17 protein-coding genes are annotated in these 18,127 nt (G+C 71.7%); 7 read left to right on the top strand and 10 right to left on the bottom strand.

Annotated elements, in window-relative coordinates:
* Window positions 1-97 precede the first annotated feature (97 nt).
* From ACFS27_RS28835 to ACFS27_RS28810, 6 genes are all read left to right on the top strand, one after another.
* Window positions 98-1,120, top strand: a complete 1,023-nt coding sequence (locus ACFS27_RS28835) for a hydroxyacid dehydrogenase (protein ID WP_377190745.1) — start codon at window positions 98-100, stop codon at window positions 1,118-1,120.
* On the top strand, window positions 1,117-3,018 hold the full coding sequence (locus ACFS27_RS28830) for a DUF2264 domain-containing protein (protein ID WP_377190743.1): 1,902 nt from the start codon (window positions 1,117-1,119) through the stop codon (window positions 3,016-3,018). Before ACFS27_RS28835 ends, ACFS27_RS28830 begins: the two co-directional genes overlap by 4 nt.
* A 68-nt stretch (window positions 3,019-3,086) precedes the next feature.
* Entirely contained in the window at window positions 3,087-4,382 is a 1,296-nt protein-coding gene (locus tag ACFS27_RS28825) for an ABC transporter substrate-binding protein (RefSeq protein ID WP_377190741.1), read from the top strand.
* 124 nt (window positions 4,383-4,506) lie between these two features.
* Window positions 4,507-5,460, top strand: a complete 954-nt coding sequence (locus ACFS27_RS28820) for a carbohydrate ABC transporter permease (RefSeq protein WP_377190739.1) — start codon at window positions 4,507-4,509, stop codon at window positions 5,458-5,460.
* A complete protein-coding gene (locus ACFS27_RS28815; RefSeq protein WP_377190737.1) occupies window positions 5,460-6,299 on the top strand; it encodes a carbohydrate ABC transporter permease in 840 nt (279 codons plus the stop codon). Before ACFS27_RS28820 ends, ACFS27_RS28815 begins: the two co-directional genes overlap by 1 nt.
* On the top strand, window positions 6,296-7,015 hold the full coding sequence (locus ACFS27_RS28810) for a ferredoxin-NADPH reductase (RefSeq protein ID WP_377190735.1): 720 nt from the start codon (window positions 6,296-6,298) through the stop codon (window positions 7,013-7,015). The genes ACFS27_RS28815 and ACFS27_RS28810 overlap by 4 nt, the downstream gene beginning before the upstream one ends.
* Before the next feature lie 114 nt (window positions 7,016-7,129).
* Here the strand turns inward: ACFS27_RS28810 and ACFS27_RS28805 are convergent, their stop codons facing one another.
* The 7 genes from ACFS27_RS28805 to ACFS27_RS28775 all read right to left on the bottom strand — a co-directional run bounded on the left by ACFS27_RS28805 (window position 7,130) and on the right by ACFS27_RS28775 (window position 14,566).
* Complete coding sequence (locus ACFS27_RS28805) at window positions 7,130-7,990, bottom strand: sugar phosphate isomerase/epimerase family protein (RefSeq protein WP_377190733.1); 861 nt, start codon at window positions 7,988-7,990, stop codon at window positions 7,130-7,132.
* The gene (locus ACFS27_RS28800; RefSeq protein WP_377190731.1) at window positions 7,987-9,216 is read right to left on the bottom strand and encodes a dihydrodipicolinate synthase family protein; all 1,230 of its coding nucleotides are present in this window, start codon (window positions 9,214-9,216) and stop codon (window positions 7,987-7,989) included. Before ACFS27_RS28800 ends, ACFS27_RS28805 begins: the two co-directional genes overlap by 4 nt.
* Window positions 9,213-10,343, bottom strand: a complete 1,131-nt coding sequence (locus tag ACFS27_RS28795; RefSeq protein ID WP_377191219.1) for a Gfo/Idh/MocA family protein — start codon at window positions 10,341-10,343, stop codon at window positions 9,213-9,215. Before ACFS27_RS28795 ends, ACFS27_RS28800 begins: the two co-directional genes overlap by 4 nt.
* Window positions 10,344-10,503: 160 nt before the next feature.
* Complete coding sequence (locus ACFS27_RS28790; RefSeq protein ID WP_377190729.1) at window positions 10,504-11,613, bottom strand: LacI family DNA-binding transcriptional regulator; 1,110 nt, start codon at window positions 11,611-11,613, stop codon at window positions 10,504-10,506.
* Window positions 11,614-11,744: 131 nt separating this feature from the next.
* Window positions 11,745-12,950 carry a glycosyltransferase gene (locus ACFS27_RS28785; protein ID WP_377190727.1) on the bottom strand — a complete coding sequence of 402 codons (1,206 nt, stop codon included), beginning with the start codon at window positions 12,948-12,950 and terminating at the stop codon, window positions 11,745-11,747.
* 70 nt (window positions 12,951-13,020) lie between these two features.
* Window positions 13,021-13,677: a uridine kinase family protein gene (locus tag ACFS27_RS28780; RefSeq protein WP_377190725.1), complete on the bottom strand. Its 657-nt coding sequence runs from the start codon at window positions 13,675-13,677 to the stop codon at window positions 13,021-13,023.
* Between the two features lie 40 nt (window positions 13,678-13,717).
* Window positions 13,718-14,566, bottom strand: coding sequence for a helix-turn-helix domain-containing protein (locus ACFS27_RS28775; protein WP_377190723.1), 849 nt, complete (start codon window positions 14,564-14,566; stop codon window positions 13,718-13,720).
* A gap of 50 nt (window positions 14,567-14,616) precedes the next feature.
* Here ACFS27_RS28775 and ACFS27_RS28770 point away from each other — a divergent pair, with 50 nt between their 5' ends.
* Window positions 14,617-15,030, top strand: a complete 414-nt coding sequence (locus ACFS27_RS28770) for a DUF2000 family protein (RefSeq protein WP_377190721.1) — start codon at window positions 14,617-14,619, stop codon at window positions 15,028-15,030.
* A gap of 4 nt (window positions 15,031-15,034) precedes the next feature.
* On the opposite strand, the gene ACFS27_RS28765 is transcribed toward ACFS27_RS28770, so the two are convergent.
* Genes ACFS27_RS28765 through ACFS27_RS28755 form a run of 3 tightly spaced genes read right to left on the bottom strand, consistent with a single transcriptional unit; the run spans window position 15,035 to window position 18,101 of the window.
* The gene (locus tag ACFS27_RS28765) at window positions 15,035-15,763 is read right to left on the bottom strand and encodes a LutC/YkgG family protein (protein ID WP_377190719.1); all 729 of its coding nucleotides are present in this window, start codon (window positions 15,761-15,763) and stop codon (window positions 15,035-15,037) included.
* Entirely contained in the window at window positions 15,760-17,280 is a 1,521-nt protein-coding gene (locus tag ACFS27_RS28760) for a LutB/LldF family L-lactate oxidation iron-sulfur protein (RefSeq protein WP_377190717.1), read from the bottom strand. The genes ACFS27_RS28765 and ACFS27_RS28760 overlap by 4 nt, the downstream gene beginning before the upstream one ends.
* The gene (locus ACFS27_RS28755; RefSeq protein ID WP_377190715.1) at window positions 17,277-18,101 is read right to left on the bottom strand and encodes a (Fe-S)-binding protein; all 825 of its coding nucleotides are present in this window, start codon (window positions 18,099-18,101) and stop codon (window positions 17,277-17,279) included. The genes ACFS27_RS28760 and ACFS27_RS28755 overlap by 4 nt, the downstream gene beginning before the upstream one ends.
* Window positions 18,102-18,127 lie beyond the last annotated feature (26 nt).

Below are 18,127 nucleotides of genomic sequence, written 5' to 3'. Positions count from 1 at the left end.
CGTGGGCTTCAATGGGCCATCGTTCGATCGTAGTTGATCGGAACTGTTCGTCTGATGGTTCAGGTGAACGTGATACTCGATGGAGAGGAGAGCGGTGGTGCGGCGACCTGAGGTCCTGCTCGTCATGGATGACCGAGCGCGGCGTATGCAGTTCGGTCCGGAGGAGGACACCCGGCTGCGTGAGCTCGCGCTGCTCGGCGAGCCGGTGCGCGTCACCGCCTACGACACGCCCGAGGCGAAGGAGCGGCTGGCTGACGTCGAGGTGCTCCTCACGTCGTGGGGCGCCCCACGGGTCACCTCGGACGTGCTCGACCTCGCACCGAACCTGCGCGCCGTGCTGCACTGCGCAGGCACCGTCCGGCCGCTCGTGTCCGATGCCGTGTGGGAGCGCGGGCTGCTGGTCACCAACGCCGTCGCGGAGAACGCGCTGCCGGTCGCGGAGTTCACGGTGGCCGCGATCTTCATGGCGGGCAAGAAGGCACCGTTCCTCGCGAGCCTCGCCCGCACCCGGCGCGACGACTGGTCGTACCTGGGTGAGCACGGCGTGCTCTCCAACCGCGACCAGGTCGTCGGGATCATCGGCTTCTCCCGGACCGGGCGGCAGGTGGTCGCCCGCCTGACCGTGCCGGGCTCCGGACCCGAGACCCGCGAGATCCTCGTCGCCGACCCGTTCGCCGACCCCGCCGCCGTTGCGGCGGCCGGTGCCCGCCTGGTGCCGCTCGACGAGCTGCTGACGGCGTCCGACATCGTCTCCCTGCACGCCCCGGAGTTGCCCTCGACGCGCAAGCTGATCGGCGCGCGCGAGCTGGCCCTCATGCCCGACGGCGCCACCCTGATCAACACCGCGCGCGGTGCCGTCGTGGACACCGCCGCGCTGGAGCGCGAGTGCGCGACCGGTCGCATCTACGCGATGCTCGACGTCACCGAGCCGGAGCCGCTGCCTGCGTCGTCCGTGCTGTACGACCTGCCGAACGTCATGATCACGCCGCACATCGCCGGGTCGCTCGGCACGGAGACGCGGCGCATGACCGCCGCCGCGCTCGACGAGCTCGAGCGGTATGCGCGGGGCGATGCGCCGCGGAGCGCCGTGACCCGCGCGGACATGGAGTTCGTCGCATGAGCCGCCACGGATCAGAAACACCGGTCACCCCGGCGCCGGACAGGTCAGGGGCGAGCGGGCCAGAGGCCCGCGCCTGGCTCGGGGGGTATGCCGACCGGCTCCTGGCCGGGGTCCGGCCCTACGCCTCGCCGAGCGGCTCGCTCATCACCCTGCCCGGCACGCCCGGCGGGTACGGCACCGCCGTCGACGGCCTCGAGGGGTTCGCGCGCACGTTCCTGCTGGCCGGTTTCCGGCTCGCGGGGGAGGACGGCGCTGACCCGACGGGTCTCGCCGAGCGGTACGCGGCAGGCCTGGCCGCCGGCACCGACTCCGCGCACCCGGAGCGCTGGACTCGGCCGGAGGAGCACGGCCAGGCCAAGGTCGAAGCCGCCTCCCTCGCCCTGATCCTCGACCTGACGCGCCCCTGGATCTGGGACCGCCTCACACCCGACGTGCAGGAGCGCACGGTCGACTACCTCGCCTCCGTGGTGGGCGACCCCGACTACCCGGACAACAACTGGGTCTGGTTCCGGATCGTGGTGGAGACCTTCCTGCGGTCGGTCGGCGGCCCGTTCTCGGCCGACGACGTGGTGCACGACCTCGCCGCGCACGACCGGTTCCGCCGCCCGGGCGGCTGGTTCGCCGACGGCCCCGAGCGGAGCTTCGACCACTACGCGGGCTGGGCGCTGCACCTGTACCCGGCCCTGTGGGCGCGGATGTCCGGCGCGGCAGAGGTCGCTGCGGCAGCCGGCGACGACCTGGCGGTCCGGTCCGCGAGCGACCGTGAGCACCTGGAGCGCTACCTCGAGGACGCGCTGGCCCTCGTCGGGTCCGACGGCGCCCCGCTGATCCAGGGCCGCAGCCTCACCTACCGGTTCGCGGCCGCTGCGCCCTTCTGGGCCGGCGCCCTCGCCGGCGTCGGCCGGCCGGGTCAGCTCCGGGAGGCGGCGACGCGCATCGTGCGGCACTTCGCCGACAACGACGTACCCGGGCCGGACGGCCTCCTCACCCTCGGCTGGCACCACCCGTGGCGCCCCATCGCGCAGCGGTACAGCGGCCCCGGATCGCCCTACTGGGCGAGCAAGGGCCTGCTGGGCCTCGCGCTCCCGGCGTCGCACGAGGTGTGGACGGCCGCGCCCGAGCCGCTCCCCGCCGACATCGGCGACGTGCTCACCGTCGCAGGCGCGCCCGGCTGGGTGATCAGCACCACGCGGGACGACGGGATCGCGCGCGTGATCAACCACGGCACCGACCACGCGATCCCTGGGTCCGACGGCGGTGACTCGCCCCTGTACGCGCGGCTCGCCTACTCGACGGCGACCGCGCCGCTGCTCGACGCCGAGGCCTGGACCTCGCCCCTGGACCAGTCGGTGGTGCTGCTCGACGACGCCGGCCGGGCGACGCACCGCACCGGCTTCGAACCACTCTCGACGAGCGGGGTAGGGGTCGCACTCGCCTCCGCTGCCGACGCGCACTGGATCGAGGCCGATCTCACCGCCCCGGACCACGGCTCCGGCCGAGCGGGGGAGTCCACGTCCGCGGGACGGATCACCACCGTGTCCCTCGTCCGCGGTCCCTGGGAGGTGCGTCTGGTGCGGGTCTCGGAGAGCTCGGCCGACGCCGTCGCGCTGCGCGTCGGTGGCTGGGCCGCCGGTCCGGGGCTCGTCTCGACCCTGGTCCCCCTCCTTGGCGACGTCGCGCCGGTGTGCGGCGAGACGACGTCCGACGACACCACGCTGCTGGCCGGCCCGACGACCACCCCCTGGTCGCGGTACGCGCCGGTCCCCGACGGCTGGACCGCCGTCGGCATCCACCTGGCGCGCACGCCCGCCATCGGGCAACCGCGCCTCGAGCTCACCGCCGGACAGGCCGCCGTGACCTGGCCGGACGGGGAACAGACCACGGCAACCCTGCCCTGACCACCACACGCTCCCGGTGGTCACCATCGGGGCGTCGTAGGAACGAAATCACTCGAAGGAGAGTAGAGATGAACCGCAAGATCATGAGCGCGGTCGGCATTGCCGCCGCTGCGTCGCTGGCCCTGACGGGGTGCGGCGGAGAGTCCGAGCCGGAGGCCGCAGAAGGTCCCGTCACCATCAGCCTGGCCGGCTGGGACTTCGCGTCCACGCCGGAGTTCCAGACGCTCGCAGACGCGTACCACGAGGCCAACCCGGACGTCACGGTTGAGCTCAAGGAGTACCCCGCGGGCGACGACTACGACACCGCCCTCACCGCCGACCTGTCCGCCGGTGCGGCGCCGGACGTCTTCATCGTCAAGAACCTGAAGAACTACGTCACCTTCACCGAGGGTGGCACGCTGCTCGACATCTCGGACGTCGCCGCGGAGCTCGACCCCGCGACGGGCGGCCTGGAGCCGATGTCGGTCGACGGCGTGACCTACGCGGTGCCCTACCGCCAGGACTCGTGGCTGCTGTACTACAACAAGGCGCTGTTCGAGCAGGCCGGCGTCGACCTGCCCGACGGGTCCTGGACCTGGGACGACTACGCCGCCGCCGCGGAGGAGCTGACCAAGGGCATCGACGAGAAGCAGGTCACCGGTACCTACCTGCACAGCTGGCAGTCCACCGTGCAGGGCTTCGCGCTCGCGCAGACCGAAGGCGCCGCGCTGGACGGCGGGGACTTCTCGTTCCTCGCGCCCTACTACGAGCGTGAGCTCGCGACCCAGGGCGACGGCGCACAGCCGTCCTTCGCGACGGTCACCACGAACGAGCTGACCTACCAGGCGCAGTTCGGCACCCAGAAGGCCGCGATGATGCCCATGGGCTCGTGGTACATCGGCACGCTGGTCGCGGAGCAGGAGTCTGGCGCGGCCGAGAAGTTCGAGTGGGGCATCGCACCGATCCCGCAGCTCGACGAGTCGACGACCGGCACGGAGAACACCCCGGTCACCTTCGGCGACCCGACGACGATGGGCATCAACGCGGGGATCGACGAGTCGAAGATCGAGACCGCCAAGGACTTCCTGCGGTTCGCCGCCGGCCCCGAGGGTGCCGCCGCGCTCGCCGAGATCGGCATCACGCCCGCCCTGATCGACGACGCCGTGGCCGACGCGATCTTCTCGCTGGAGGGTGTGCCGCAGGACGAGCTGTCCCGGTTCTCCTACACCACGCACGAGACCCTGCCGGAGAACCCGGTCGGTCAGAACACGGCATCCATCCAGACCATCCTGGGCGAGATGCACTCGGCGGTCATGTCGGAGTCCACCCCGGTGGACGAGGCGATCACCGAGGCCGAGGAGCGCGTAGCCAACGAGGTCGGCTGACCCTCGTTTGGTTGTGGGCGCGATCGTCGCGCCTGGACGCATGGTCGCAACGGTCGCGCCCACAACCAAGAGCTGGCCCGCGCGGGCCACGGAACCATCACGTACCCAAGAGGAGACACACCCCATGACGACACCGGTCGTCGGCAACCAGCGGACCCTCGGGTTCACGCAGCCCGCGCAACCGCCGCCGCTCAGGACCCCACGTACGTCGCTCAAGCTGCGCAACGCGCTGATCGGCTGGACCTTCATCCTGCCGAACTTCCTCGGCTTCGCGGTGCTCACCCTCGTGCCGGTCTTCACGCTGTTCTACATGTCCCTGACGGACTGGAACATCTTCGGGACCGCCACGTGGGTAGGCCTCGACAACTTCACGCGGCTGGTGGGCGACAAGAGCTTCCACATAGCGCTCGGCAACACGTTCTACTATGCCGCGCTGCACATTCCGATCACCATCGTGGTGTCCCTGAGCCTCGCGCTGCTGCTCAACCAGAAGCTGCGCGGTGCCGCGTTCTTCCGCACGGTGGCCTTCTTCCCGTACATCACGTCGATCGTCGCGGTCGCCGTGGTGTGGAACATGCTGTTCAGCCCCGAGTTCGGGCCGATCAACCAGTTCCTGGGCCTGTTCACCAGCGGTGAGGTACCCGGCTGGACGGTCTCAAAGGACTGGGCCATGCCCGCAGTGATCATCGTGGGCACCTGGAAGGACATGGGCTACTACATGCTCCTGTTCCTGGCCGGCCTGCAGACCGTGCCGACCGAGCTGCACGAGGCCGCCCGGATCGACGGCGCCGGCGCCTGGCAGCGGTTCTGGAACGTCACCCTGCCCTGCCTGCGCCCCACCATGTTCTTCGTGACCGTCATGGTCACGATCCAGAGCCTGAAGGTCTTCGACCTGATCCTCGTCATGACCGACGGCGGTCCGGGGCAGGCGACCCTCGTGCTCAGCCAGTACATCTTCCAGAAGGGCTTCGAGCAGTTCCAGTTCGGGTACGCCTCGGCGATCGCCGTCGTCCTGTTCCTCATCTGCATCCTCGTGACCGTGGTGCAGTTCCTGTACAACAAGCGGAGGGATGCGTGATGGCCGCCCGTACGTCCGCGCTCCGGAAGTCCGGCCGGGTCCTGCTCTACGTGACCATGATCGTCGCGGCGGCGGGAATCATGCTGCCGTTCGCCTGGATGGTGATCTCGTCACTGAAGCTCAACAACCAGGTGTTCACGGCGCCGGTCCAGTGGATCCCGGATCCTGTGCAGTGGCGCAACTACGTCGACATCTGGGTCAAGGCCGACATGGTCACCTGGGTGCGCAACACCCTCGTCGTGTCCGTGGCCGTGACCTTTCTGCAGGTGCTGACCGGCAGCTTCGCCGCCTACGGCTTCGCCAAGATGCGTTTCCCCGGCCGGGACGCGCTGTTCCTGCTGTACATCGGGACCATCGCGGTGCCGTGGCAGTCCTACATGATCCCGCAGTTCCAGATGCTCTCCGGCTGGGGGCTGAACAACACCCTCTGGGCGATCATGCTGCTGCAGGCGTTCGGCGCGTTCGGCGTGTTCCTGATGAAGCAGTACTACGAGTCCATCCCTGCATCCCTGTCGGAGGCAGCGCGTATCGACGGGCTGTCGGAGTACGGGATCTGGTGGCGCATCATCATGCCGCTGTCGGTCCCGGCGCTGGCGTCACTGACGATCATCACGTTCGTCCAGACCTGGAACGACTACCTCGGTCCCCTCATCTACCTGCGCGAGCGCCCGTTGTGGACCATCCAGCTCGGCCTGCAGTCGTTCGTCGGCGAGTACAACGCGGAGCACGCGCTGATCATGGCGGGCTCCGTGCTGTCGGTGCTGCCGATCGCGCTCATCTTCCTGTTCGGTCAGCGCTACTTCATCCAGGGCATCGCGACGACGGGCGTGAAGGGATGAGTTCCGCAGGCGTCGCCGGCGGCGCGGGGTCGGGGGCTGCCGCCGCCGACACCGCGCCGCGGCGTCGGCCCCTGATCGGGCCCGAGACCTACGAGCTGGTGTTCGGGACCGTGTACACGGGCCTGATGACGAACCTGCTCCTGGCGGTCGCGTGCCTGCCCCTCGTCGTGCTCGTCGCGCTGACGGATCCCGCGGCGACCTGGCCGTACCTCGCCCTGGCAGCGCCGCTGCTTGGCCCTGCCCTCGTCGCGGCCTTCGCGGTGTTCGGCGCCTTCAGCGCTGACGGGTCGACGGGGGTGGTACGCACCTTCGCCCTCGCGTGGCGCCGGCACCTGCGCCGCGGCCTGGCGATCGGCGCGCTCGCGACGGGGGCGGTCGTCGTTGCGGCCGTGGACGTGGCGTTCTTCTGGGGCCGCACCGCCGGCGCGGTAGCGATCCCGGTGCTGGTGACGCTCGGCGTCGTGGCTGTGCTGACCGCGGTGCTCGCCCTGGCCGCCGTGCCCGAGATGCCGGGCGCGCGCCTGCGCGACGTGCTGCTCGCGGCCCTCGTGCTCGGGGTGCGGCGCTGGTATCTCTCTGCCGGGGCCCTGGTCGTGCTCGGCCTTCTGGTGTCGCTCCTGGCGGCCCGCCCGGTGGTGGGCCTGGGGTTCGCGGCCGCCCCGCTGCTGTACGCGGTCTGGGGCATCTGCAGGTTCGTCCTGCGCCCGGCGAGCTAGCTCCGACGCCCGAGTGATCGGTAAAAGGTCAGGTGTTCGGCACCCCGGGGGTGCCGAACACCTGACCTTTTACCGACCATCTGCGTTCGCGACGTTCGCGTCGCGTGCGACGAGCTACAGGTGCGGGGCCACGTGGCTCTCGTACCTGTCCAGCACGGTCGCCGCGGTCTCCTGCGTCGGGCGGGCCCAGATCTCCTCGTTGAAGATCTCCGTCTCGATGTCGCCGACGTACCCCGCGTCGCGCACCCAGCCGGTGATGGTCGCGAAGTCGATGTACCCGTCGCCCACGTGGCCGCGCGAGTTCAAGGGCTCGGCCGCGAGCGGCAGCGCCCAGTCGCACACCTGGTACGACGCGATGCGGTCCTCCCGTCCGGCGCGTGCGATGGACCTGCGCAGCGAGGGGTCCCACCACACGTGGTAGGTGTCGACCACGACCCCCACCTCGGACGCCGCGAACGGCGCCGCCAGGTCAAGCGCCTGCGCGAGCGTGGAGATCACCGCCCGGTCGGCGGCGAAGATCGGGTGCAGCGGCTCGAGCACGATCCGCACCCCGTGCTCGGCCGCGAACGGCACCAGGTCGGCGATCCGGTCGGCCACCCGGCCACGCGTGGAGACCAGGTCGCGGTCCACGGCCGACGTCGGTGCGCCGCCCGGCGTCGAACCCACCAGCCCCCCGACGACGAAGACCAGTTCCGTGGTGCCGATCGTCGCCGCCTCCTCGATCGCCAGCTTGTTGTCGTCGAGCGCGGCGCGGATCCCGGCGTCGTCGGCCGCGGTGAGGAACCCGCCGCGGCACAGCGACGACGCGCGGAGCCCGGCGTCGGCGATGATGCGCGCCGCCTGCGGTGCGCCGACCGCCTGCACGACGTCACGCCACGGCCCGACAGCACCGAAACCGGCTGCGGCCGCCGCCTGGCACGCCTCGGCGAGCGAAGCGTGCTTGACCGTAGCGGTGTTCAGGGAGGCCCTGCTCATGCGGTCACCCCGTTCGTCGTCAGGAACGCCTGCAGCCGGGCGGCGGCCAGGGGCGGGTCGAGCAGCATCCCGCAGCCGTCGGCCAGCCGGGCCAGCTCGACCAGGTGGCGCAGCGACCGGCCGGAGTGCAGCCCGCCCACGAGCGAGAACCCGGGCTGGAACCCGTTGAGCCAGGACAGGAACGCGATGCCTGTCTTGTAGTAGTACGTGGGCGCGGCGAAGATGTGCCGGCCCAGCGCCTCGGTCGAGGCCAGGATCTTGTGCCCGCCCTCGGCGTCCCCGGCGTCGAACGCCTGGAGCGCCGTCGAGGCGGCCGGGTAGACCGCCGCGAAGATGCCGAGCAGCGCATCCGAGTGGCCCTGCGCGTCGCCGGCGATGAGCTCCGGGTAGTTGAAGTCGTCCCCGGTGTACAGCCTGGGCCTCGTCCCCGTGTCCGACGGCGGCAGCGCCGCCAGCGACCGCCGCAGGCCCACCTCGTGGGCGGCGTCGAGCAGCGACACCTTGACGCCGTCGATGCGGGGCTGGTGGGCGCGGACCAGGTCGAGGAACGTCGCGGTGGCGTCGTCCACGGAGTCCGAGCCCCAGTAGCCGGCCAGCGCCGGGTCGAACATGGTGCCCAGCCAGTGCAGGATCACCGGCTGCTCGGCATCGGCGAGGACGGCGTCGTACACGCGGGCGTAGTCCTCGGGCCCGCGAGCGACCTTCGCCAGCGCGCGCGAGGCCATGACGATGACCTGCGCCCCGGCGTCCTGCACGAGGTGCACCTGCTCGCGGTACGCGTCGGCCACCGTGGCCAGTCCGGCGTTGCCCGGCTCCAGCCCGGCGACGACGTCGGGCGCGAGCTGGTCGGTACCCGCGCCGCAGGCGACGCGCGCGTGCACGGACGCCGCCTCGGCGGCGGAGCGCCGCACGAGCTCCTGGGTCGCAGCCCAGTCGAGCCCCATGCCGCGCTGGGCCGTGTCCATCGCGTCGGCGACGCCGAGCCCGTGCTCCCAGATCCGGTGCCGGTAGGCGAGGGTCGAGTCCCAGTCGACGACGGCGGGCGCACCCGGGACGTTCTCCGCCCCGATCTGCGGCACCACGTGGGCCGCCGCGAAGGCGACGCGGGACTCGATGGGCCGCGACGGCGTCGTCCAGGGCCCGGGGGCCCTCAGCTCGACGGTCTCCGAACCGGTGACCCGGCCGTCGCCGTCGAACACGGGAAATGCGACTGCTGCCCCGCTCACAGCGCGATCTCCGGGACGTCGAGCCGGCGACCCTCCGCCGACGACTGCAGCCCCAGCTCGGCGAGCTGCACACCGCGCGCGGCCGACAGCAGGTCGTACCGGTGCGGCCGACCGGCGACGACGTCGGTCAGGAACTCCTCCCACTGCAGCTTGAAGCCGTTGTCGAGGTCGGCGTTCGCCGGGACGTCGAGCCACTGGTCGCGGAACGGCTCGGTGACCGGCAGGTCCGGGTTCCACACGGGCTTGGGCGTGTGCGAGCGGTGCTGGGCGCGGCACTCGCGCAGGCCCGCGACGGCGGAGCCGTGGGTGCCGTCCACCTGGAACTCGACGAGCTCGTCGCGGAACACGCGCACGGCCCAGGACGAGTTGATCTGCGCGACGACGTCGTCCCCGCCCGGGGTGGTGATGTCGAAGATGCCGTACGCGGCGTCGTCGGCGGTAGCGGCGTACTCCTTGCCGGACTCGTCCCAGCGGGTCGGGATGTGCGTGACCGTCTTGGCGGTCACCGTCTTGACCTGCCCGAGGATGCCCTCGAGCACGTAGTTCCAGTGGCAGAACATGTCGGTGGTCATGCCACCGCCGTCTTCCTTGCGGTAGTTCCAGGAGGGCCGCTGGGCGGCCTGCGAGTCGCCCTCGAACACCCAGTAGCCGAACTCGCCGCGCAGCGAGAGGATGCGGCCGAAGAAGCCCTCGTCCACGAGGCGGCGCAGCTTCACGAGGCCCGGCAGGTACAGCTTGTCGTGCACGACGCCGACGGTCACCCCGGTCTCGGCCTGGAGCCGTGCGAGCTCGATGGCCTCGGTGAGGGTCTCCGCCGTCGGCTTCTCGGTGTAGACGTGCTTGCCCTGGCGCATCGCCTTGGCGAGCGTCGCGGGCCGCAGGTTGGTCATGGCGGCGTCGAACACGATGTCGGCGCCCGCGATGGCGGCGTCGACGTCCGTGGTCCAGTGCTCGACGTCGTGCAGCTCGGCGAGCTCCTTGAGCTTGTCCGCGTTGCGGCCCACCAGCACGGGCTCGACCTGGACCCGGGAACCGTCGGGGAGCGTGACGCCGCCCTGGTCCCGGATCGGCAGGATCGAGCGCACGAGGTGCTGGCGGTAACCCATGCGGCCGGTGACGCCGTTCATGGCGATGCGAAGTGTGGTCACGGGCGAGACTCCATCGTCGTAACTGGGAATGCGCTTTCCGAAGTACCCTACCGCACCCCGGGACAGTGGGAAATGCCCGCGGCGAGGTCGTGGCTTCGCCTCGAGGTCGGCACAGGCCTGTGCCGACCTCGAAGCAAGGTCACGACCTCGCGGGAGACTGCCGACGCGGGGTGGAGTCACGCAGGACGACCTCACCCTGCACCACGGTGCCGGACGCCTCGGCGCCGAGTGCCAGCATGGTCGCCGCCTCGCTGACCTCGTCCAGCGGGATCCGCACGGTCGTGAGGCCGGGGGACACGTCGCGCAGGGTGTGGATGTCGTCGAACCCGGCCACCGCGACGTCGTCGGGGACCCGGAGACCCGCGTCGCGGACCGCCGCCATCGCGCCCACCGCCATGACGTCGTTGACGGCGAACACCACCTCCGGCCGGTCCGGCCGAGGCTCGGCCGTCGCGGTCCCGGTGCGCGTGAGCAGGTCCGTCATCGCGGCGTACCCGCCGTCGCGCGTGAAGTTCCCGTGCACGACGTCGCGATCCAGCGCGGGGCAGCCCAGCGCGCCGAGCGTGTCGAGAAACCCCGTGGTGCGGTCGGCGGCCGTGCGCAGGCCGAGCGGACCGGTGAGCACCCCGAACCGGCGGTACCCGAGATCGTGGAGCGCTCGCGCGAGGGCTCCGGCGCCGCTCGCGTTGTCGATCTCCACGACGGGCAGGTCGCCGACGCCCTGGCCGATCGTCGCCACGCCGCCGCCGCCCTCCCGGAAGGAGGTCAGCGCGGACTCGAGGGCCTTCGCGTCGCTCTCCATCTGGGTGACAGCCTCCGCAGGGATGGTCCCTGGCAGGTCCTCCGGCGGCACGAGCCGGCTGCCCGCAAGGATGATCGCGCGCGACCGCTGGCGCCGCGCGAGCTCGACGAAGGCGACCTCGCGGTCCCGCCGCTGCTCGGTGGACGCCAGGGTGACGATGAGGCCCTCGCGCTCGGCGGCACGCGTCACGCCTGCCGCGATGGTCGAGAAGTACGGGTCGGCGATGTCGTGCACCACGAGCCCGAGGGCCGACGTCCGGCCGCGAGCCATGGCCTGTGCGCTCGGGTCCGGTGAGTAGTCGAGGCGGCGCGCCGTCTCCAGGACGCGCTCGCGCAGGTCCTGGCGGACGCTGCGCGTGGCGCTCCCGTTGATGGCGCGCGACGCCGTGGCGAGCGAGACGCCTGCCTCGCGGGCGACCTGACTCAGGGTGACGGGGGCGTCGGACATGAGGTCATCTTGCCGTGTCCGGGCGGTCGGCGGGGCACCACGCCGGGTGATCGGCAGAAGGTCACGTGGTCGGAACACCGAATGCCGGCCACGTGACCTGCTGCCGACCGCTCGTGGCGCGGTCGGCGACGTCAGACGCGGGCCGGCTTCAGTGCCGCCTCGCGGTGCGTGCGCTCGATGATGCTCGAGTAGCCGGCGATCATCCGGACGTGGCTGAACCGGGGCCGGACGGCGGTCCGCGCGGACTCCAGCTCCTCGCGCCGGGCCGCTGCCTCGATCCAGGTCGCGGCGATCTCGGTCGGCTCGAACGACGTCACGAACCCGATGCGCTCCACGATCGACGTCGCGTCGCCGACGGGGGTGGTGACCGGCACCGCCCCGCACATCGAGCCCTCGATGAGGCACAGCGGCGCTGCCTCGCCGAACGTCGAGGTGAGCGCGACGACGTCGGCCGTCGCGTAGACCAGCTCCATGTCGTGCCGCACCCCCAGCAGGTTCAGGCGTTCGAGCAGGTCGGGGCGGTCGCCGAAGATGCGGACGAGGTCGTTCCGCAGGTCGGGGTTCGCCGAGCTCATCCCGGCGCCGCACATCAGCACGTGGCCCTTTGGATCGAGCTCGAGGAACGTGCGGGCCGACTGGAGGAAGAGCTCGGGGTTCTTCATCTCGTCGTACCGCGCGGCGTAGACCACCACCGTGGCGTCGCTCGGCACTCCGGCCGCGCCGCGCAGGGCGAGCCGGCGCGCGCCCTGGACCGGCCGGAACCGGGCGAGGTTGATGCCGTTCGGCACCACCCGGAGCAGGTCGGCGGGTACGCCGGCCTCACGGTAGGCGTCCCGCGTGGACTCCGCACAGCAGACGACGGCGGCGAGCCGGCCGCGCTGCGCAGCGGTCAGGAGGTCACCGAGGGCGTCGCCCTGGTGCTCGGGGTCGGACCGGTGCAGGCACGCGATCACCGGGCGGTCCGGGAACGCGTCCTGGTTCACGAGCCGGAGCGGCTGCTCCTTGAGCGAGAGCACCACGTGCGAGCCGGCGGCCTGGCGAACCGCGGTCCGGAGCTCCGCCTCGGTGAAGACGCGGGGGTCGTGGCCCGCGTCGGTGCTCCGGCCCAGGGAACCGATGCGGACGCCGGCCGCGCGGAGGGCACGGTAGCGGGGGTCGTCCTCCATCCGCTGGAGGGTGGCCTCTCGCCGGACCTCGTGGTGCAGGCTCAGCACGGAATGCTGCTGACGGCCGCCCTGATGCAGACCGGCGACCACTGTCGAGTGCAGGACACGAGCCCCACCGCTGAAAAAGCCCTCGTACAGCGAGAGCACACGCAAACCGTTGCGCTGGATCACAGACACCACCTCCAGTGCCCAGAGTGAGCCCCACGCGTGTGGGCTACATGGCAATCCGGTTACACGTGGATTACGCGTTCGAGGACTTTTGAACAAGCAGCCCGCGGATGTCCTTCTCCGCCTGGGCGGGTGAAGTTTCACGGCAGCCCAGCGCGACCCACCGCTCGATCATCGCAGGCTCCGCGCGCAGGAGCGAGGTCCCGCGACGCAGCAACGTGATGATCGGTTTGCGCGCCTCCGCGACGTCCCGGAGGAACCGGAACCAGAAGGTGACCAGCCGCGGACGGGACAGGCAGATCGCGTCGGCGAGCAGGCCCTCGGCGCGGCACTCGTCGACGAGGTGCGCCGCGAAGATGCCCTCGGCCAGGATGAGGGGCGAGTCGCCGATGTCGAGCCTGCGCATGCCGGTCCGGCGCGACGTCGGGATGTCGTACACGGGAACGTCGGCGCGCCCCTCGGTGGCCAGGTCGTGCAGCGCGGCGAGCGCGCCCTTGGCGTCCCAGGTCGCCGGGCTGTCCCAGTCCACGCTGCCGTAGCGCTGCGGGAGGCCCGGGTGGTCGATGTCGAGGTAGAAGTCGTCGAGCTGCACGACGGGCAGGCCGAGCCGCTGCGTGAGCGACGTCTTGCCAGAGCCCGACGGCCCGGTCAGCAGCACGACCCGTGCCCGGGGACGCCGGGTACCCGGCGGGAGGTCGAAGAGGGTGGGCTCGGGCGCAGGGTCGGTCACGAGAGGCCATTCTTCCGGACGGCGGGCGTGCCGCACGCTGTTAGCTCGTCCCCGCAGGCGTGAGATGTTCCCTTCGGGACCCCCGCTGGTAGCGGCCCGGTGTCGTGCGCAGCAGGCGGCGGAAGTGTCGGGTGAGGTGGGCCTGGTCGTGGAACCCCGTGGCGACGGCGACCTCTGCGGCGGGCTCGCCGGCCAGCAGCCGGCGCCGGGCCAGGTCCAGGCGCCGTCCCACGAGGTACCGGTGCGGCGGGAGACCGACCTCGCGGGTGAACGCCCGGACCAGGTGCGGCACCGTGACGTCGAGCGCGGCGGCGACCTCCGCCAGCCGGACGGGACGTGCCGGGTCGGTGTCGAGCAGGTCGCGGGCCCGGCGGGCGGTCGAGGTGGCGGCCGGCTCGCGCGGCGGCGTCGGGCGGCCGGAGAGGTGCCACGCCAGACCCTCCGTGACCAGGGCGAGCAGGCTCTCTGCCGCGAGGTCCTCGCGCACGGTGAGCGCCCGGTCGAGGCCGGCGAAGCGGGCGCGGAGCGTGTCGTCGAGGACGAGGGGCGCATCGACGGCCCGGCCGACCAGGCCGTCGTCGAGCACCGCGGGTTCCAGGTAGACGACGCGCTTGCGGAAGCCTGCAGCGGTCACCGACCGGCCGTCGTGCACGACGCCGGGCGGCAGGACGGTCACCCCGGTGTGCTGCGCCGCGTGCTCGTGGCCGTCCAGGCCGTAGCCGATCAGCCCGCTGTCGACGATCAGCACGGTCCAGGTGTCGTGCGTGTGGGCGGGGTAGGCGTGCTCGTGCCAGGCGGCGTGCAGCACCTCGGCGACGCCGGCGATCCCCGGCCGCCAGGCGTGCACCGCGTCCGGTGCCGTCTCCGCGGCCGATCCGAGCGAACCCATGTCAAGAACGTACAAGATTCGGGTCCGCTCGAGGCCGCACTGTGAGCGGTATGACTTTCGAACAGGCCAAGATCGTGATCGTCCTGCGGGACGACCTGCTGGGCTGGCAGGAGGGGAACGTGACAGCGTTCCTGGCCAGCGCCGTGACCGCCGCGTACCCCGAGCTGGTCGGGGAGCCCTACCTGGACGCCGACGGGCGCGAGTACCTCGCGATGCTGGGCACGCCCGTGATGGTCATGGTGGCCGACGGCGACCGGCTTGCCTCGATCCGCGAGCGCGCCGGCGCGCGGGGCCTGCGCATCGGTGTCTACACGGCCGACCTGTTCGCCACGGGGAACGACGTCGACAACCGGGCCGCCGTCGCGAGCGTCGCCACCGAGAAGCTCGACCTGGTCGGGGTGGCGGCCGCGGGTGAGCGGCGGGTCGTTGACAAGGTGGTCAAGGGGGCCAGGCTGCACCCCTGACGGGTCAGGACACGAGCACGACGTGCAGCGTCCTTGGCCCGTGCACGCCCTCCACGCGGTCCAGCTCGATGTCGCTCGTCGCGCTCGGCCCGCTGATCCAGGTCAGGGGCCGGCCGGGGTCCGTGCCGAGCAGGCGCACCCCCTCAGGGACCGTCTGCACGACCTGGTCGGTCCGGACCACGCACACGTGCACGTCGGGCACCAGGGAGATCGCGCGCCGGCCCTGGTCGGGGCTGCCGTCCAGGACGATGGTGCCGGTCTCGGCGACGGCAACGCGCGACGCCGTCACGACGACGTCGACCGCGTCCAGCTCGGTCGCCGACAGGGGAGCGTCGTGCGAGTCGGTGTGCACGTCCACGTCCGGCGCGGCGGCGAGCCACGCGGGGTCCACCCCGTCCGGCACCACGACGGAGCGGCGCCTCCGCCCGCCCGGGGTGGTCGGTAGAACGTCAGGTGATCGGTCGCCCGGGCTGCCGACCTCCTGACGTTCTGCCGACCTCTCGTCGATCAGCCGCGCGAGCAGTGCCGGGATCTCCGCGGGGGTCGCCCGGTGGACGTGCGCCTTGTAGTCCTCCAGCCGGTCGATCAGAAGGTCCAGCACCGCGTCGGAACCCGGCGAGTGCTCGCCGGCCGACCGGTACCCGCGGGGCACTGCGGGTGTTGCCACGGAACCGCCGTCCGAGCCAAGGGCCGCGCGGATGCGGGACAGGATCTCTGCCTTCGCGTCGGTCATGGTCGCTCCTCCCGCCCCGCCCACCAGTCGCGGAACGTCTGCTTCGGTGGCTCCATCAGGTCCCGGGAGCGCGTCCAGAGCGAGCCGGGGAACGGCAGCTTCCTGATGACCCCGTTGCGCGAGATCGCGCGCAGCAGTCGCGGTACCCGGGCGGCTCGGCGGAAGCGGGCGCCGTCGGCCATCGCGAAGGACGCCGCCTTCATGGCTGCGCTCCAGACCCGGTCGGCGGTGTCTCCCGACGAGCCTGCGGTCAGGGACACCTCGCGGGCCCGTAGCTCGACGAGGATCGACGGGATGTCGATCTTGACCGGGCACACCTCGTAGCACGCGCCGCAGAGCGTGGAGGCGTACGGCAGGTCCGACTTCTCGCCGGTGAGCTGCGGGGTAAGGATCGCGCCGATCGGGCCGGGATAGACCGAGCCGTACGCGTGGCCGCCCACCCGCTCGTACACGGGGCAGACGTTGAGGCACGCGGAGCAGCGGATGCAGTGCAGTGCCGAACGGCCCGCCTCGTCGGCGAGCACCTTGGTGCGGCCGTTGTCGAGGAGCACCAGGTGGAACTCCTGCGGCCCGTCCCCAGGGGTCACTCCGGTCCACATGGAGGTGTACGGGTTCATCCGCTCCCCGGTCGAGGACCGCGGCAGGAGCTGGAGGAACACCTCGAGGTCGTCGAAGGTCGGGACCAGCTTCTCGATGCCCATGACGGTGATCAGGGTCTCGGGCAGCGTCAGGCACATGCGGCCGTTGCCCTCCGACTCCACCACGGCGAGCGTCCCGGTGTCCGCGACGGCGAAGTTGGCGCCGCTGATCGCCACCTTCGCCGACAGGAACTTGCGCCGGAGGTGCGCGCGGGCCGCCATCGCGAGCTCACGCGGGACGTCCGTCAGGTCGGGCGGGGCGTCGGCCATGCGCTCGAGGAAGATGTCTCGGATCTCGGTGCGGTTGCGGTGGATCGCCGGCACCAGGATGTGTGACGGCATGTCGTCGGCGAGCTGCACGATGAGCTCCGCCAGGTCCGTCTCGACCGCGGCGATGCCCTCCTCGGCGAGCGCCTCGTTGAGACCGATCTCCTGGGTCGCCATGGACTTGACCTTGACGACCTCGTCGGTCTCCTTCTCCCGGACCAGCGAAGCGACGATCCGGTTGGCCTCTGCGGCGTCCCGCGCCCAGTGCACCACCCCACCGCGCGCCGTGACGTTGCGCTCCAGCTCCTCGAGCAGCTCCGGCAGACGGGCCATGACGTCGGTCTTCACGGCCGACCCGGCGTCGCGCAGGGCCTCCCAGTCGGGTACCTCGTCGACCACACGGGCTCGCTTGGTCCGGATGGTCGACGTCGCCTTGCCCAGGTTGCGGCGCAGCTGGTCGTTGTCGAGGGCTGCCTTCGCGGCGTCGGGGAAGGAGGCGCCCCAGTGCAGCGGGTCCTCGGGGCGGCCTACGCCGGAGAGGGTCCCCGGGGCGGCCTGCGGGCTCGGGCCGCGGCGGTCGCGGGTTGAGGGCATGCCGAGGAAGGTGCTCATCGGGCCACCCCCGGGTCCGCCGCGGCGCGGCCGGCGGCGGACCGGACGGCACCCGGCCCGCTCGGCGCGGTCGGTGCCTCCCGCGTGGAGGCGAGGATCTCCCCCAGGTGCATGGGCCGCACGCCCGTGCCGCCCCGCGAGAGGCCGCCGCTGATGTGCATCAGGCACGACCAGTCGCCTGCGGTGAGCACCTCGGCCCCCGTGTCGACGACGGTGGCGACCTTGTCCTGCAGCATCGCCGTGGACGTGTCCGAGTTCTTCAGGGCGAACGTCCCGCCGAAGCCGCAGCAGCCCTCCGCCTCCGCGAGCGGAACGAGCTCCAGACCCTCGACGGCCTGCAGCAGGCGCTCGGGCTTGTCGCCGACGCCGAGCATCCGCAGCGAGTGGCAGGTGGGGTGGTAGGTGACCCGGTGGGGGAACCAGGCGCCGACGTCGGTCACGCCCAGCACGTCGACGAGCAGCTCGGAGAGCTCGTAGGTGCGTTCGGCGACGGCGGCGGCCGTGCGCGCCTCGGCCGCCAGACCTGCGCGGTCCAGGACCATCGCCTGCTGGTGCCGGATCGATCCCGTGCACGAACCGGACGGCACGACGACGGCGTCCCACTCGCCGTCGGTCACCGGCGCGAACGTGCGCACATGGTTCTGGACCACCGGAACTGCCTCGGCGAGGTAGCCGGTGTTCACGTGCATCTGGCCGCAGCACGCCTGCCCGGCCGGGAACACGACCTCGTGGCCCAGGCGCTCCAGTAGCGTGACGACGGCCCTCGGGGCCTGCGGGAACATGGCGTCGGCGATGCAGGTAGCAGCAAGGGCTATGCGCATGTGCACTCTCCTTCGAGGTCAGTCCT

The organism is Promicromonospora vindobonensis (assembly GCF_042685865.1).
Taxonomy (GTDB): domain Bacteria; phylum Actinomycetota; class Actinomycetes; order Actinomycetales; family Cellulomonadaceae; genus Promicromonospora; species Promicromonospora vindobonensis.
Note: the sequence above shows the minus strand (reverse complement) of the source record. Positions and strands in the feature narration are given on the sequence as shown.